Raw genomic sequence first — 14175 nt, 5'->3', positions numbered from 1 at the left:
ATCAGTCTCAGTAGATGACGGCGGGTGGTTGATTGGGAGCCTGGACCTCTTGGACCGGCAGGACCTGTCGCATTCGCATCGTAAAACCGTTGCCCAGCTGGCGCATCGCACCACCGGGCTCACCGTAGGTGACCTCCCAGGTCACCCGGACGTCGGCGTAGAAGGCGTCCTTGACGTTGTCGGGGATCGGCTTCGTCGCGAACTTGCGGGCCGAGGCGGACGACCGCGGGAAGACGATCGAGCAGGCGTTGCTCGGCTGGTCCTTGGGCTGGCGTCCCTCGAGATACGGAGTCGACGGATCACAGGTCACCGCGTCGACCCCCTGCTGGTTCGGGTCGATCACGATCTTGGTCGCCCGCGCTCGCATCACGACACCGCCCTCGGTGATCTGCCGGACCGGCCCGTAGGCCTGCTTGGTCAACGGATCGATCCAGTTGAACGTGAAGTAGGTCGGAATGCCCACCAAGGGAGTCGTGTTGGGCCGCGTACGCATGATCGGCACCGGCATCTGGGTGTCACGGTCGAACTGGTTCCACAAGAAGTTTGAGATCTCGTTCTCGTGGTAGTCGATGTCGGTGCCGTTCTCGACGAACACGATCGAGATGTCGATCGTCCGGTCAGGGCCACCGTTGTAGGTGTCGAAGTCGATGTTGTCGAGACACGTCATCAGCATGTACCGGCCCTTGCCGGGATTGGCGTTGTGCGGTGTCTGGATCGAGGCAGGAATCTCTGAGTAGCGGCATCGCTGGAAGCTTCTGGCTGCCGTAGCGCTCACGCAACGTCTTGGAGGTGCCCTGTCCGGGTGTCACGCAGTACATGCCCATGCCAGCCCCGTTGGCGTACAGCGAGCACGACTTCGTCGGCGTCTGGTAGTTGGCCTTCTGGGTTCCGTCGCTGAGCTTGCCGCTGTCGCCACCCCCGTCGTCACCGCCTCCGGGCGGGCACGGGGTCGAGGGCACCACAGGCCTGCGCGGCAGGTGCCATCACCACGGCACCTGCACCCAACAAGGGCACCGTCAGAGCAGCGGCCAACAGCCGGCGCATCCTCATCACGCGGGTTCACCGCCGGAACATGTGCCCTTTTGACTGATGGTGGTGACCTTCGCCGTTCCGCCGGCGACCGAGACGGTGGCCCGTTGCTTGTGCCACTCAGCCTTCTGGTTGTTGATCAGCTTGCCCGACTTGTCCTTGAAGTCGGTCGTGGGTGCCCACAGACACGCGACGATACGCGTCGTCGAGCCCGAGGCACGCGACGACAGGATCTTGGCGTCACCCTGCTCATCGACCCGCCAGTCATTGTCCCACTGCTGCTGGAGTCCTGGCGCATACAGACGCAGCACCTTCTTGCTGGCGACGTCGCGCAGCGCGGGAACGATCTTGCCGGCGTTGCCTGAGGCTCCGATACCCTCGATCAGCTTGCTGTAGGCCAGGACCGCCGGATCTTCGGCATGCTGCTCCCAGTTGCCGATCGTGATCGTCACGCCATCGGAACCCTGCGGCTGGGTGGGGCTGGTTGGGGCGGGGGTGGTCGCAACCGGCGTGGTCGCCGTGGTCGTTGACGCAGCCTTGGGCTCGTCGTCACTGCCACAGGCGGACATCGCGCCCAGCAGAGCCATGACGGCGAGTCCGTTCACCAACACTTGGCGATTCACGAAAGATTCCCCCCGGAGATCTTGGTGTGCAACCTGGTCAGCATATCGAAATCCCCCGAAACGACACACCCAGTCTCGATCAGGGAGCTTCGGGCGTCTCTGGCGTCTTGCACTCCGGCGGTTCGTCTTCGTCATCGTCGGGCTTGTCAGTCTCCTTGGGCGTCGGTTCATCCGTGGGCTTGTCAGTCTCCTTGGGCGTGCACGGTGTCACCTCGATCTCTGGCGGTACCGGTGGCGCCGTCGCCGTCGGGGAGCCCACGCTGGGCGGGGCGACCGATGGCGGGCCGACTGTCGGGACCTTGCTGCCGTCCGGCTCGGTGATGCCGCTGACCGGGCGGGCCAGCGCCTCACCGGTCGCAGTCAACACGTGTCGGTTCACGATGCCCAGCAGGATCGACTTGATGCTGATGGTCGTCGACACCGCCACTGCCAGATAGTCGCCGCCAGGGTCCTTGATCGTGGACAACCGGGCCTGGCAGCTGACGCAGCTGCGCATCGACCGCCATCGCGGTCCGGCAGTACTCGGTGGCCGCCGCGAGAGCGACCTGCGGCATCAGGTCGAGCCTCGGATCGCCGACGTCGATGGCTTGCGCTCCGGCTCGGGTCGCCTCCTGCGCATACGCGACCGCTCGTCCCTTCGCATTCAGCTGGCGGCCACCATCGATCACGAGCGCCGCCAGCATCAAGATCGCCAGCGACACGATCACCACGAAGGGTGTGATCGACCCCCTGCTCGTCGCGAGCCCTCATCGATACCCCCGATACCGGTCGAGCGGACTCGTGAACGTCTCGGAGATCTCGACCGACTTCAGCGGAAGCGCTGCCAAGTCACCGAGATCGACGGTGCACGTCACGGTCACCGTGACGGTCTCGATCGCGAGCGGATCGTTGGGATCAGGCAGCCCGAACGCCCCGTCGGAGAGCACCGGCTTGGCCACGGCACTGTCGCGACATGACGCCGGCGCGTCGTCCAATGACTCGCCGACAACCTGGTCGACCACGTCAGGAACCTGCGCTCGGGTGTTCTGGGCGGTGGCCGCGCGGGCTGCGTCCCGGGCGGCCTGGTCGATCAGGTTCTCGGTCTGGGCATATCGCCCGAAGGCGATGATCAGCATCATGAGGGCAAGCAGGAACGGCGCCACGATGACGAGCTGCGAGACTTGCCGTGCCGCGGTCCGTCCTGATCGGCCTCATTCGCGTGTGTCCCCCCGGAACTGTTCGAGCGTCGCCTCGGAGGTCTGCTGGATCTGCACCTCACCACCCACCGGCAGCACGACGTCACCGACCACGAGCATCGTGACGCGCCCCGTCCGGGTGTCGATCGTCCCGATTGCCGTGACGTCCTTGAGGCGACCAATCTTCGACGCATAGCCCTGTGCGACGTCCTCAGCAGCAGCGACGAAGGCACCCGGATCGGAGTTGTTGCCGGCCAGCCTCAGGTACGACACACCTTCGCGTGCCGCCGACTGGGCCGTGTTGCGGGCATGGAAGTACAGGCCTGCCTGGATGATCGTGAAGATCAGCAGCAGGAAGACCGGTGCGATGATCGAGAACTCCAGCGCGCTGGTTCCCCGTTCACGCCGGCGTCGGTCAGGTGTTGGAACCCTGCTCGATCTTGTTGGCGTTGTCCTCGACGACGCCCTGGATGACCCGGGCGACGACCAGCGCGAGCACGACGACGACCGCCGAGATGATGGCCCACTCGATCGCTGAGGCCCCGCGTTCGTTGAATCCTTCGCGACGCGCCCGGTCGGCGCGGTCGTGAACGTACGCGATGATCGCGCGGGCGTAGAACAATTCAGCTGACACTGAGATATCCCCCGATACATGGACCGCCGCCTAACCAAGTTGGCTGACGGCTGGATAGGCCAAGAATACCAAGAATGCGACGCACATGAGCAGTTGAGCCATCAGCATCGACTGCGAGTTCTCGCCCGCGGCACCTTCGATGTCGACCATCTCCTTGCGCCGCATGCTCTCGGCTCTGGCCATCAGCGACAACCTGATCCGGGCACCTTCGTCACCGGCGAGCGCGAGCGCCGACGCGAGGTCGCGCAGCCGTCGACACCCAGCTCGTTGCCGAGCCGCGCGATGCCCTCCCACGGCGTCCAGCCCATGATGCGGGCGTTCGACAGCGCCTGCCGCATGCGCACCATCGCCCAGTGATCGCCGAACGACGACGCCGCCATGAGGGCCTCGGGCAGACCGCGCCCGCCGGCGAGGTTCATCGCGACCAGGTCGAGGAAGGCTCCCGTGACGTGCCGGAAGTCGCGGCGCCGCTTCTCCGCCTCGCTGCGCAGCGCGAGGTCAGGCAGGAAGAAGCCGAACAGGCCCGCCGCAAGCGCGAGGATCAGCGGCATGCCGAGGCCGCCGCCGAAGCCAAGCAGAGCCATGACGACCGGGAACCAGATGAACGCGCCCAGACCCAGCAGCGCCTTGGTGCCCAGGTGCGTCGACATCGAACGGTTCATGACCGCGAGGTCCTCGCGGGTGCGGGTCAGCGGCCAGCCACGCACCGCGACCTCGGCCTCGATCCGTTCGCCGACTGTCGCACGCACGCGCTCCAACCGGCCGTCGGCGGACGAACCCGCAGCGCTCGCGGTCATCGACCGGCGAGGACGACGCTGCTGGTCGAGCCGGCCGAGGGTCGCCGCCACACCGGGCACGCGGGGCCGCAACATCAGGACGATCAACAGCACGCCTGCGCCCACGCTGGCTCCGGCCAGCAGCTGCGGGATCATCGCTGCACCTGGCTGGTGGTCGAGTTGCTGGTGGTCGGGTTGCTGCCGGTCGGGTGGGTCATCGCGGGGGTGATCAGGAAGCGTTCGGGCTCCACGACACCGGATAGTCGCCGCAGCCACAGCACGCTCAGCCCGAAGACCGCCAGGACGACAGCGAGGACGGCCTGGCCGGCCAGCGTGCCGTACGGCTCGACGTACTCGCGGTTGAACACGACCAGCAGGGTCGCGACGCCACCGATGACCCCGACGACGACCTGGACGCTGCGCCGGGTGCTGCGCCGGGACGCCTCGACCCTGCGTCGCACGTCGAGCTCGTCGCGCGCCGAGGCGGCCAGCGCGGTCAGCACGTCCCGCAGTCCGGGGCCCCGCAGCCGGGCGTTGAGGATCAGCGCGGCGACGACCAGATCGGCAGACGGGTCATCGAGGTCTTCGGAGAACTTCATCAGCGCGTCGGGCAGTGGCTCCCGTACGCGCAGCCGGTCGACCAGCAGGTTGAGCGAGGGCCTGATCGACGGTGCCGCATTGACTGCGGTCGCCGGAATCGCCTGCTCGAGACCCACCGCCCCGGCGATCGTGTCTCGCAACGCCTCGATCCACCCGGCGAGACCTTCGACCCGGGCGATCGCGGCACGCTCGTGCCTGGCGCCGCCGAAAGCGCGGTCCCAGAACGCGATGACCGCGCCGACGACCAGCGCGAGCACGACCCACTTGGTCACCGCCAGGACGACCACGCCAGCCAGGACGCCGAACGGCAGCTGCTGTCCCCGCCGCTTCGACGTCCGCGCCTGCAGGGCCCGTCGCCGTGGCGTGACCCCGGGGCTCGTGTCGGGCTCCTGCTTGCTCAGCGCGTACCAGAGCACCAGGCAGCCGAGGCCGACGACAGCGCCTGCCGTCGTCGCCAGCGGGAGTCGCAGCGTCTCGAGGTCCATGGCTAGGCCCAGCGTCCGTGGACCATGGGGCGGTAGCCGTGATCTTCGAGGTCGCCGACGCAGCCGATCGGCGAGTGGGCCGCAGCCCGGCCATCGGGGTCGGGCGCGAACACCTCGTTCGACAGCACCTGCCCGTCGTGGCCGACGACCTCGCGGATGCTCTCGACGACGCGCGTCTGGGTGCCGCCGGTGGCGTGGTCGTTGCGCTTGCGGACGAACACCACGAAGTCGAGCGCACCGGCGATCAGCATCGTGGTCGCCTCCAGCGGCAGCCGTTCCTTGCTCTGGATCGCGTACGTCCCGATGCGGTTGAACACCTCGAGCGAGGAGTTGGCGTGGATCGTCGACAACGAGCCGTCATTGCCCTGGCTCATCGCGTTGAGCATCGTGACGATCTCGTCGCCGAGCACCTCGCCCACGATGACCCGCGACGGGTTCATGCGCAGCGAACGGCGCACCAGCTTGGCCATCGAGACGTGCCCGAGACCTTCGGAGTTGCCGAGCCGTTCCTCGAACGACACCACGTTGGGGTGCAGGTCCTCGTACTCGCCGAGACCGACCTCGAGCGCACGTTCGACCGTGATGATGCGTTCGGACGCCGGGATGACGTTGGCCAGCGCACGCAGCATCGTGGTCTTGCCGGCGTTGGTCGCTCCCGCGATCATGATGTTCTTGCGCGCCTTGACGGCGGCCTTGAGGAACTCGCCGACATCGGCCGACATCGTGCCGTTCTCGATCAGCTCGTCGAGGAAGACCCGGCCGAGGCGCGCCTTGCGCACCGAGATCGACGGCCGGGCGCACACGTTCATGACCGCCGAGAGACGTGATCCGTCCGGCAGGCGCAGGTCGAAGCTGCGGATTGGCCGAGTCGAACGGACGGCTCGACAGTCCGGTGTGCGCCGCGAGCACCTGGATCAGCTCGATCAGCCTTCGTCGGTCTCGGCGACCGGCGCGTGGCGCTCCTCGCGACCGTCGCCGTACTGCACGAAGACGTTGTCGCAGCCGTTGATGTCGATGTTCTCGACCTCGGGATCGGCCAGCAGCGGTTCGAGGCGTCCGACGCCGAACAGCGCCGAGTGGATCGCGGACGCGACCCGCGCCTCGACGTCGGACGGGATCGGCGAACGTCCTTCGGCGACTTCGTAGCGGGCGTGGTCCTCCAGCACCTGCACGATGAGCGACCGGGCGAACTCGCGCTCGTCATCGGCGTTCATCGGCGTGATGCCGCTGATCTGGTCGCGGCGACGCTGCTCGTTGAGCCGGTCGGCGACCTGTCCGCGCAGGACCCTCACGAGATCGTGGTCGATCATGCCGAGGCCTCCTCGTCAGCCGTCTCTTCCCTCAAGCTCGGCTCGTCGACAGGCTCAACGGCCGGGGCTGACAGGAACGCGCCCGCCGTCCGTTCCGCGAGCTCGTCGACGATCGGCTGGGCCGAACGCACCAACGCGGTCCCGCGCGGGGCTGCCTGAGACCTGCCCCAGGAAGAAGGCCGCGCCCTTGGGGTCGTGCGCCAGGTGATGCACCTCGGCGACCGGCGTCTGCGACTGCGCGATGACGTCGCGGATCTCGGCGACCGCTCGGGCCCGCTTGGCCGGCGCGACCACGACGACGTGGATCGGCGCACCTGCTTCACCACCCAGCGAGTCGCTGACCTTGCGTACCCGGTCGCGCAGGTGCACGACGTTGCTCGGCACCGTGTCGACGACCAGGACGACGGCAGTCGCCGCGGCCAGCAAGGCGTTCTGCGGAGTCTCCGCACCGATCCGGCCCAGGTCGGCGACCGCGTCGACTCCGGGCAGCTCGGCGAACAGCGCACCGAGCTGGCTCCACTGCCCCAGGCCCGTCGCCTGCTCGGGGGTCGTCATCCCGGTCAGGACGTCGAGTCCCCCGACGATCTGCTCGGCGTGCTGACCCACGAGATCGGGGTAGAGCGACTTGCGTCCGGCCGCGACGAGGTTGAGCAGCCCGGAGTTGGCGTCGAGCGGTTCACCGTCGGCACCGGGCATCCGCAGCGCGACGTCACCGCCGGAAGGATCGCACTCGATCAGGATGCTGGGCCGGGGCCACAGTGCGGCGAACAGCATGGCGGACGTCGTGACTCCCGGGGAGCCCTTGGCCGAGGCGATGGCAAGCAGACCCATGCGTCAGCTCCCGCAGGTCTTCTGGACGCTGGCTGATCCTTCGCCGATCAACGCCGGAGTCACCGAGGAGTCCTCGATGCCCTGCGAGACGATCGACAGGCACGACAGGTCGATCGACACCACGATCGACACCTCGTCGTTGCCAGATCCGCCGATCGACCCACTCTTCTGCTCCCCGACGGACACCAGCTCGGCGTAGACCATCTGTCGTGCGCCGCCGTCGGACGTGCCGACGTTGAGCGCAAGACGGTCGCCCGACTGCAGTCCTCGGATGAAGGGCGACGAGTCGACGCCGACGGTCAGACGGGTCTGGCCCTCGGCGACTCCCGACTCGTCGGAGATCATGGTCCGCATCACGATCGTGCCCTCGACGAGACGCGCGGCCGCGGTCTTGCCGACGATGCTGTCGGCGTCGTCGAAGGGCACTCCCCCGCTGAAGCCTTCGGGCAGGCTGACCCGGGTCAGGTCGTCCGAGGAGATCGTCGCGCCCTGCGCGATCTCGGAGCTGACCTGCACGAACGAGGACCGGTTGCCCGACTGGATCGCCAGCCACGCCGACGCGAGAGCACCGCCGACGATCAGCAGGACGGCCAGGCCGATGAGGGCGGGACGGGATTCACGCGTCGACGGCAACCGCGACACAGAAGCCCCATTGGCTGTGGGTCTAGTCGCAGTGGATCGAGCCATGTAGGACAACCTCTCGGGATGATTTCAGGGGTCATCCGGATGAGGATCCGTCCCCCCGACACTGGATCAGTGACACACGGTACACGCGGCAGGGCGTTTCGCCCGTCGGCGCATTTACCCGCTCATGGCGGGCTGCTCGTGGGGCCCGGGGTCGCGGGCGCGGAGGTGGCAGGACGTTCGCGCTGCCGCTGCTCCTCCTTCTCGTTCTGCGAGGTCTTCTTGAACGCCTCGGTCACCGCGAGCCCGGCGATGATCACCGCGACCACGATGATGCCGACCACGACGGCCGGCCAGATGCGCGGATGGTCGCGCCACGTGCGGCGGCTGCCGTGCAGCAGGGCCGACCGGAGCTGGCGGCGCCGCATCGCATCGGCTTCCAGCACGTACCGCTCGGCGTTGGGCGTGTTCTGCATCGCCGAGCGGGGTCCGCCCGACGTCGGTCGGCCCGCTGCCGGCCCGTCGGAGTCGCTCATCGACGTGCGCTCCGGACGGCGACCGCACCCGCGATCCGCAGGAACGCCTCGCGGGTCGCGGGGGGTGACGAGCGCTGGATCGTAGGCGTGGCCGGATTGCAGGTGCCCGTCTGGCGGCACCACGACAGTCGACGTCGACAGCCCTTGCGACGAGGCAGTGGCTCGCACGGCCTCACGGTAGGCGGGCTCGTACGGGCACACGACGACATGCACCGAGCACGCCGCCGCCACAGGATTGACGGTCCGGACGCGTTCGAGCGCGATGCGCAGCGCGGCGACGCCGAGCTCACCGGGTCCGGTCACGATGACGGCCTGGTCGGCGCGAGCGAGCGCCGCATGACCGGCCTCGCCAGCATCGTCGCCGACGTCGAGCAGGTTGAACGTGTGGTCCGCGCGCAGTCGGTCGAGCGTGCCCGCGACGTCGGCGCGGGTCAGGCCCTGGTCCCAGCCCGAGCCATCGACAAGGCCCAGTCCGCTCGTGGCGCGTGGTGGGGTCGTGACCTCGACCTCGGCCATCAGGGACGCGACGCTGCGCGGGTGGTCGGCCCCGAAGATCTCGCCGAGCGATGCGGTGCCCTGCTGGACGTCGACGACGACGGAGTGGTCCTCGCGCAGCGCCATGAACGCCGTGCCAGCACCGACTGCGACGGTCGTGCAGCCGACCCCTCCCTTGCCGGCGACGAAGGCCACGATCCGCCGGTCGGTCTGTCGCTGTCGCACCGAGTCGACGATCTGCCGTTCGGTCTGGACCGCCACGGCCGCATCAGGGATGACGAGGCCACGGCCGACGGTGCGGAGCAGCCGACCGGGCTGGCGCGGTGGTGCCTGCCGGTCGGACGTCTGCGACAGCTGGCGCTCGAAGCTCGGACGGCGCCGCGACCACCTGATCGGGCTCGGGCGCAGGCTGGTCGCGCAGGTTCGGTGAGTTGTCGAGCTCGGGACGCAGGAACACCACGGGTGCCCGTGACTCGAGGTCAGCCGGCTCGGGCGCGGGACTGCGCGGGGCCTGCGGCTCACCCAGTCCTAGGCTGCGCGGGTCGATGCCCATGCGAGCCAGGTCTGCGGCGGCCCCCTGTGCCTGGTTGCGATCGCGGATCGTGGGATCGACCCCGTCGTCTCCGCTCACGTCGTCATCGGCCATCAGAAGATCCCTCCGATCCGTTCGAAGACTCCGACCGCCCCGAACAGCACGACCAGCAGCACGACCACGACGAGGAACTCGACGATGTTCAAGATCCGCTTGACCCGAGCACGGGTGATGTCCGACATCGGCGCCGAGGCGAGACCGAGCGCCGCCGTCATGACGACTGCGACACCGACCGCGAGCCACGGCGCGACATCGGGATGGTCGACTGCGAAGTGTCCTGACACGAAGGCGATGACGAGCAAGCCCGCCGTGCGCAGCGGAAGCATGTGAGGAGTGCGCGAGAACAGCCTCGATCGCAACGTGGCGGCCGCCGCCAGGCTCAGCGCCAACGTGCGGTCCCAGGGCTCGTTGGACAGATCGAGCGCGATACCGCCCCAGACGATCACCAGAGCGATGCCGATCAACGAGCCGACGAGCACCGCGTTGCTCGCCCGGTAGCGTGCCTGCAGCGCAGCCAGGTCGAGCCGGCCCACGTGCCGCACCCGGTAGTCGGCGCTCGCGACACCGCCGACCGACAGCGAGATCAGCGGGATCGATCCGACTGCCAGGAGCGCCAGCACCGGCAGGATGCGAGTTGCCTGCTCGACCGGCGCGGCGGTCCAGTCGACGACCGCATGGCTCAGACCGACGACGAGCAAGACCGCGGCAGCGGCCAGATGACCGGTCGCGGCGGGGGTCAGCAGGCGGGCCACCCCTGCCACGACCGCGACCGCAACGACTGCGAAGGCCAGGATCTCCCAGCCTGCGACGTCGGCCTGCGTGCCGATCGAGGCCCCCAGGATCGCCGCCCACAGCATGGCTGCAGCTGCGGCGATCTGGCTGTCGAGACCGCGGGCAAGGACTGCGGCCCACCACGTCGCGAACAGCAAGGCCACGACCGTGACAGCCGCCGGAGCAGGGTCGGCGACCCCCGCGAAGGACGAGCCGGGGTCGGCCTGCCCCACGAGCCACGCGGCAAGGCCAAGAACTGTCAGCAGCACCGAGCCGAGGACCACCGAGAACGACCGGGTCGTCAGCGTCGACCAGACCCCACCCGAGGCGTCGACACTGTCCTCGACGGTGTCGCGAACGTCTTCGACCGTGGCCGGCCGGACGTCGTCGGTCTGCGCCCGCAGCTCGAGCACGTCACCGTCGAGGATGCCCGCATCGCCCAGCGTCTGGGTGAGCCCGAGCGAGGCCCCGCCGATGTGACCCAACGTCCAGGTCGTCGGCGCACCGACCGCAGCCTCAGGAGCGGCGTACCGCATGACCTGCGGCAGCACGTCGGCCAACGGGAGACCGCTCGGCAGTGCCAGGTCGATCGTGCGATCGGACGTCACGACCGTGACTCGGCTGTACGCAGTCTGCACTGGCTTCACCCCCGTGTGGCCTCACATCGTGGCCGTGCGGCCACACGTCGCGGGCGCCGTACCGGTTGCGAGCATATCGTTGGTTCGGCAACCTCACATGACACCAGGGTTCGGGGGAACATGAGCACCACATTGGTGAAGCGTCCGGCGCGCATCACGCCGCCCAGCGCGCAGACGAGCCCATTGGCGATCGAGGCGCCGCCCATGCGCGGTCAGGCCGCTCCGGCGATGGCCGGAGCCAGCATGATGATGATGCCCATCATGAGCGGCACGGGCTCGGTCGCAGTCGCCATCACGCAGCGGGGCCGGCCCATCGTGGCGGTGGCGGCGATGCTTGCTCTGGTGGGCTCGATCGCGATCGGTGCGCTGATGATGATCAGCCAGCGCAGCGGCACGAAGCGTCAGGTTCGCGAAGGACGTGAGCGTTACCTCGACTACATCGAGGGACTGCGGCACACGGTCCGCGACCAGATCGCCGATCAGCGGGCCGAGCAGTCGTGGCGCCATCCCCGCACCGACGAGCTGCTCGACATCAGCCGCGACCATGCCCGCCGCTGGGAGCGGCGCCCCTCGCACGCCGACTTCCTCGCGGTGCGCCTCGGCACCGGCGAGGTCCCGCTGGCCTCAGGGCTGACGCTCGACGCCGACACCGGACCGCTCAACGACTTCGACCCGGTCTGCCTGCAGGCCGCCCAGAGGCTGATCGAACGGTATGCGGTGCTGCGCGACCAGCCGATCGTCCTGGGTCTGGCCGGCATCGGACAGACCAGCGTCATCGGCCGCGCACCGTTGCGCCGAGCACTCGCCAGCAACCTCACGATCGGCTCGCCGCGCTGCACAGCCCCAACGACCTCGAGATCGCGGTGGTCCGCTCCGACGACACGGCAGCCGACTGGGACTGGGTCAAGTGGCTCCCCCACGTCCAGTCGAGCAGCGCACTCGACGGCGACCTGCCGTCACGGCGGGTCGAGACCAGTGTCCAGGCCATGGCCGAGCTGCTGGCCCCCGAGCTCGAGATCCGCCTCGACAAGCTGCAGCGGGCCCGCGGCAACACCGCGAGCATCGGCGCCCACCTCGTCGTCGTGATCGACGGCGAGGGACTCCAGCCCGGCCACCACCTGACGTCACCGGACCCTCAGGTGCCGCTCGCCCGCGCTCGGCGTCCACGTCATCTCGTTGCTCGACTCACCCCGCAACGAGCCCGAGTCGGTGCAAGAACGCATCCAGATCGGCGACGACGGCTCCGTGCAGCTGGCCTCACGGCCTGCCCCGTTCACGCTGGACGTCCCGCCAGCCGGGCTGACCACGACGATCGCGCGGGTGCTGTCGTCGCTGCGCCTGACGCTCGAGGACGTCGGCGACGACGGCCTGACCGACACCGTCGGGCTGCCCGAGATCCTCGGCGTCGCCGACCCGGCTCGGCTCGACCTCAGCCGGTCGTGGCGACCGAGATCGCTGCGGGACCTGCTGCGCGTGCCGATCGGCGTCGGCGCAACCGGCAACACCGTGGTCCTCGACCTCAAGGAGTCGGCCCACGGCGGCATGGGACCGCACGGACTCGTCGTGGGAGCGACCGGTTCGGGCAAGTCCGAGATGCTTCGCACCCTGGTCAGCCGCTGGTCATCGGCCACGGACCCGACCGGCTCGCGCTGATGCTGGTCGACTTCAAGGGCGGCGCGACGTTCGCCTCGATGGAGCACATCCCGCACATCGCCGGCATGATCACGAACCTCCAGGACGACCTGACGTTGGTCGACCGCATGCGCGATGCACTGTTCGGCGAGATGCAGCGCCGCCAGGAGATCCTCAAAGAAGCCGGCAACCTGCCCAACGTCACGGTCTACCAAGACCGCATCGACGCTGGCGAGCCGCTCGAACCGCTGCCGCACCTGCTGGTCATCGTCGACGAGTTCAGCGAGCTGCTGACCGCCAAGCCCGACTTCGCCGAGCTGTTCGTCGCAATCGGCCGCATCGGCCGATCCATCGGCGTCCACCTGCTGCTGGCAACCCAGAAGCTCGAGATGGGCAAGATCCGCGGCCTCGAGTCACACCTGTCGTACCGGATCAGCCTGCGGACGTTCTCCGAGGGCGAGAGCCGCGACGCGATCGGCGTCCCCGACGCCTTCCACCTTCCTCCCGAGCCCGGATCGGGCTACCTCAAGGTCGACACGACGGTGTTCGACCGGTTCAAGGCGGCACTCGTCTCCTCGGCCTACGTGCCGCCGAGCGACGGACCCAAGACCTCGGTACCGGTCGTCCCGTACGTCGCGGTCAACGGACTCGGCGCCTGGCTCGCGAACCAGGCCGCGCAGGAAGCCCAGGACGGTGCAGAGACCGTCGCCAAGCCCTCGGCGGCGACCACGGTGCTCGACGTCCTGTGCGACCAGATCGCGGGGGCCGGCGCGGCCCGGGTGCGGCCCGTCTGGCTCGAGCCACTGCCGTCGGAGCTTCCGTTGGGCCAGCTCGTCTCGATCGACGACACCGCCGATCCGACGACGTGCACCGCGGTGCTCGGCACGGTCGACGACCCGACGCACCAGGCGCAGTACCCGCTGGCGTGGGACTTCACGGGCGGCGGCGCGAACCTGGTCATCTCGGGCTCGCCGCAGACCGGCAAGTCGACCCTGGTCCGCACAATGATCCTGTCGATGGCGATGGCCTACGCGCCGGGTGACGTCGCGTTCTACTGCATCGACTACGGCGGAGGTTCGCTCAGCGGGCTGCAGAACGTGCCCCACGTCGCCTCGGTCGCCGCTCGGGTCGATCCCGAACGCATCAGCCGCACCGTCAACGACGTCCGCGCTGCTCTCAACCACCGCGAGGCGATGTTCCGCGAGCACGGCCTGGAGTCGATGGCGGCGTTCCGGCGGGCCCGCGCCGCCGGAACCCTGCCTGACGACGAGTCAGGCGACATCTTCCTGGTCGTCGACGGCTGGGGCACGTTCCGCGACGAGTTCGACGACCTCGACTACGCGATCGCCGACATCGCGGCCCGCGGCACCAACTTCGGTGTCCACGTCGTCATCACGGTCACCCAGAACATGCAGGTCCGCATG

At 68.7% G+C, this 14175-nt stretch carries 20 protein-coding genes and 2 pseudogenes; 3 read left to right on the top strand and 19 right to left on the bottom strand.

Going from position 1 to position 14175, the window contains the following annotated elements:
* Window positions 1–7: 7 nt before the first annotated feature.
* The 19 genes and pseudogenes from ACHMWU_RS28370 to eccD all read right to left on the bottom strand — a co-directional run bounded on the left by ACHMWU_RS28370 (window position 8) and on the right by eccD (window position 11119).
* Window positions 8–673 carry a hypothetical protein gene (locus tag ACHMWU_RS28370; protein ID WP_396048826.1) on the bottom strand — a complete coding sequence of 222 codons (666 nt, stop codon included), beginning with the start codon at window positions 671–673 and terminating at the stop codon, window positions 8–10.
* Window positions 618–959 (bottom strand): hypothetical protein, encoded by a 342-nt coding sequence (locus ACHMWU_RS28365; RefSeq protein ID WP_396048825.1) that lies wholly within the window; start codon window positions 957–959, stop codon window positions 618–620. Before ACHMWU_RS28365 ends, ACHMWU_RS28370 begins: the two co-directional genes overlap by 56 nt.
* Before the next feature lie 90 nt (window positions 960–1049).
* On the bottom strand, window positions 1050–1616 hold the full coding sequence (locus ACHMWU_RS28360) for a hypothetical protein (RefSeq protein ID WP_396048824.1): 567 nt from the start codon (window positions 1614–1616) through the stop codon (window positions 1050–1052).
* 115 nt (window positions 1617–1731) lie between these two features.
* Complete coding sequence (locus ACHMWU_RS28355; protein WP_396048823.1) at window positions 1732–2019, bottom strand: hypothetical protein; 288 nt, start codon at window positions 2017–2019, stop codon at window positions 1732–1734.
* The gene (locus ACHMWU_RS28350) at window positions 2000–2374 is read right to left on the bottom strand and encodes a Tad domain-containing protein (protein ID WP_396049265.1); all 375 of its coding nucleotides are present in this window, start codon (window positions 2372–2374) and stop codon (window positions 2000–2002) included. The genes ACHMWU_RS28355 and ACHMWU_RS28350 overlap by 20 nt, the downstream gene beginning before the upstream one ends.
* 24 nt (window positions 2375–2398) lie before the next feature.
* Window positions 2399–2794: a TadE/TadG family type IV pilus assembly protein gene (locus tag ACHMWU_RS28345; protein ID WP_396048822.1), complete on the bottom strand. Its 396-nt coding sequence runs from the start codon at window positions 2792–2794 to the stop codon at window positions 2399–2401.
* 48 nt (window positions 2795–2842) lie between these two features.
* Window positions 2843–3100, bottom strand: a complete 258-nt coding sequence (locus ACHMWU_RS28340; RefSeq protein WP_396049323.1) for a hypothetical protein — start codon at window positions 3098–3100, stop codon at window positions 2843–2845.
* Between the two features lie 9 nt (window positions 3101–3109).
* A pseudogene (locus ACHMWU_RS28335) lies at window positions 3110–3211 on the bottom strand (TadE family protein); the annotation flags it as partial.
* 31 nt (window positions 3212–3242) lie between these two features.
* Window positions 3243–3461: a hypothetical protein gene (locus ACHMWU_RS28330; protein WP_396049322.1), complete on the bottom strand. Its 219-nt coding sequence runs from the start codon at window positions 3459–3461 to the stop codon at window positions 3243–3245.
* Window positions 3462–3491: 30 nt separating this feature from the next.
* The gene (locus ACHMWU_RS28325) at window positions 3492–3626 is read right to left on the bottom strand and encodes a hypothetical protein (protein WP_396048821.1); all 135 of its coding nucleotides are present in this window, start codon (window positions 3624–3626) and stop codon (window positions 3492–3494) included.
* A gap of 17 nt (window positions 3627–3643) precedes the next feature.
* On the bottom strand, window positions 3644–4393 hold the full coding sequence (locus ACHMWU_RS28320) for a type II secretion system protein (protein WP_396048820.1): 750 nt from the start codon (window positions 4391–4393) through the stop codon (window positions 3644–3646).
* The gene (locus ACHMWU_RS28315; RefSeq protein ID WP_396048818.1) at window positions 4390–5322 is read right to left on the bottom strand and encodes a type II secretion system F family protein; all 933 of its coding nucleotides are present in this window, start codon (window positions 5320–5322) and stop codon (window positions 4390–4392) included. The genes ACHMWU_RS28320 and ACHMWU_RS28315 overlap by 4 nt, the downstream gene beginning before the upstream one ends.
* Window positions 5323–5324: 2 nt before the next feature.
* Window positions 5325–6131 carry a CpaF family protein gene (locus ACHMWU_RS28310; RefSeq protein WP_396048817.1) on the bottom strand — a complete coding sequence of 269 codons (807 nt, stop codon included), beginning with the start codon at window positions 6129–6131 and terminating at the stop codon, window positions 5325–5327.
* Window positions 6132–6245: 114 nt separating this feature from the next.
* Window positions 6246–6632 (bottom strand): hypothetical protein, encoded by a 387-nt coding sequence (locus tag ACHMWU_RS28305; protein ID WP_396048816.1) that lies wholly within the window; start codon window positions 6630–6632, stop codon window positions 6246–6248.
* A gap of 54 nt (window positions 6633–6686) precedes the next feature.
* A complete protein-coding gene (locus ACHMWU_RS28300; RefSeq protein WP_396048815.1) occupies window positions 6687–7463 on the bottom strand; it encodes a hypothetical protein in 777 nt (258 codons plus the stop codon).
* A 3-nt stretch (window positions 7464–7466) separates the two neighbouring features.
* A complete protein-coding gene (locus ACHMWU_RS28295) occupies window positions 7467–8105 on the bottom strand; it encodes an SAF domain-containing protein (protein WP_396048814.1) in 639 nt (212 codons plus the stop codon).
* Window positions 8106–8272: 167 nt separating this feature from the next.
* On the bottom strand, window positions 8273–9379 hold the full coding sequence (locus ACHMWU_RS28290) for a hypothetical protein (protein WP_396048812.1): 1107 nt from the start codon (window positions 9377–9379) through the stop codon (window positions 8273–8275).
* Between the two features lie 7 nt (window positions 9380–9386).
* Entirely contained in the window at window positions 9387–9764 is a 378-nt protein-coding gene (locus ACHMWU_RS28285) for a hypothetical protein (RefSeq protein WP_396048811.1), read from the bottom strand.
* Complete coding sequence (gene eccD / locus ACHMWU_RS28280; protein WP_396048810.1) at window positions 9764–11119, bottom strand: type VII secretion integral membrane protein EccD; 1356 nt, start codon at window positions 11117–11119, stop codon at window positions 9764–9766. The genes ACHMWU_RS28285 and eccD overlap by 1 nt, the downstream gene beginning before the upstream one ends.
* A gap of 120 nt (window positions 11120–11239) precedes the next feature.
* On the opposite strand from eccD, the gene ACHMWU_RS28275 reads away from it, so the two are divergent.
* The 3 genes and pseudogenes from ACHMWU_RS28275 to ACHMWU_RS28265 all read left to right on the top strand — a co-directional run.
* Entirely contained in the window at window positions 11240–12205 is a 966-nt protein-coding gene (locus ACHMWU_RS28275) for a hypothetical protein (RefSeq protein ID WP_396048809.1), read from the top strand.
* A 90-nt stretch (window positions 12206–12295) separates the two neighbouring features.
* On the top strand, window positions 12296–12772 hold the full coding sequence (locus ACHMWU_RS28270; RefSeq protein WP_396048808.1) for an FtsK/SpoIIIE domain-containing protein: 477 nt from the start codon (window positions 12296–12298) through the stop codon (window positions 12770–12772).
* Window positions 12772–14163: pseudogene (locus tag ACHMWU_RS28265) on the top strand (FtsK/SpoIIIE domain-containing protein); the annotation flags it as partial. The gene ACHMWU_RS28270 and the pseudogene ACHMWU_RS28265, both read left to right, overlap by 1 nt.
* Window positions 14164–14175: the final 12 nt, after the last annotated feature.

This window comes from Aeromicrobium sp. UC242_57 (assembly GCF_044452305.1).
Classification (GTDB): Bacteria; Actinomycetota; Actinomycetes; order Propionibacteriales; family Nocardioidaceae; genus Aeromicrobium.
Note: the sequence above shows the minus strand (reverse complement) of the source record. Positions and strands in the feature narration are given on the sequence as shown.

What these genes read in the sequence shown, in the direction of transcription:
- ACHMWU_RS28370 (WP_396048826.1), bottom strand. Translation starts at nt 673, where the DNA reads ATGCTGATGACGTGTCTCGACAACATCGACTTCGACACCTACAACGGT.
- ACHMWU_RS28360 (WP_396048824.1), bottom strand. Translation starts at nt 1,616, where the DNA reads ATGGCTCTGCTGGGCGCGATGTCCGCCTGTGGCAGTGACGACGAGCCC.
- ACHMWU_RS28325 (WP_396048821.1), bottom strand. Translation starts at nt 3,626, where the DNA reads ATGCGGCGCAAGGAGATGGTCGACATCGAAGGTGCCGCGGGCGAGAAC.
- ACHMWU_RS28320 (WP_396048820.1), bottom strand. Translation starts at nt 4,393, where the DNA reads ATGATCCCGCAGCTGCTGGCCGGAGCCAGCGTGGGCGCAGGCGTGCTG.
- ACHMWU_RS28315 (WP_396048818.1), bottom strand. Translation starts at nt 5,322, where the DNA reads ATGGACCTCGAGACGCTGCGACTCCCGCTGGCGACGACGGCAGGCGCT.
- ACHMWU_RS28310 (WP_396048817.1), bottom strand. Translation starts at nt 6,131, where the DNA reads ATGAACGTGTGCGCCCGGCCGTCGATCTCGGTGCGCAAGGCGCGCCTC.
- ACHMWU_RS28305 (WP_396048816.1), bottom strand. Translation starts at nt 6,632, where the DNA reads ATGATCGACCACGATCTCGTGAGGGTCCTGCGCGGACAGGTCGCCGAC.
- ACHMWU_RS28300 (WP_396048815.1), bottom strand. Translation starts at nt 7,463, where the DNA reads ATGGGTCTGCTTGCCATCGCCTCGGCCAAGGGCTCCCCGGGAGTCACG.
- ACHMWU_RS28285 (WP_396048811.1), bottom strand. Translation starts at nt 9,764, where the DNA reads ATGGCCGATGACGACGTGAGCGGAGACGACGGGGTCGATCCCACGATC.
- ACHMWU_RS28275 (WP_396048809.1), top strand. Translation starts at nt 11,240, where the DNA reads ATGAGCACCACATTGGTGAAGCGTCCGGCGCGCATCACGCCGCCCAGC.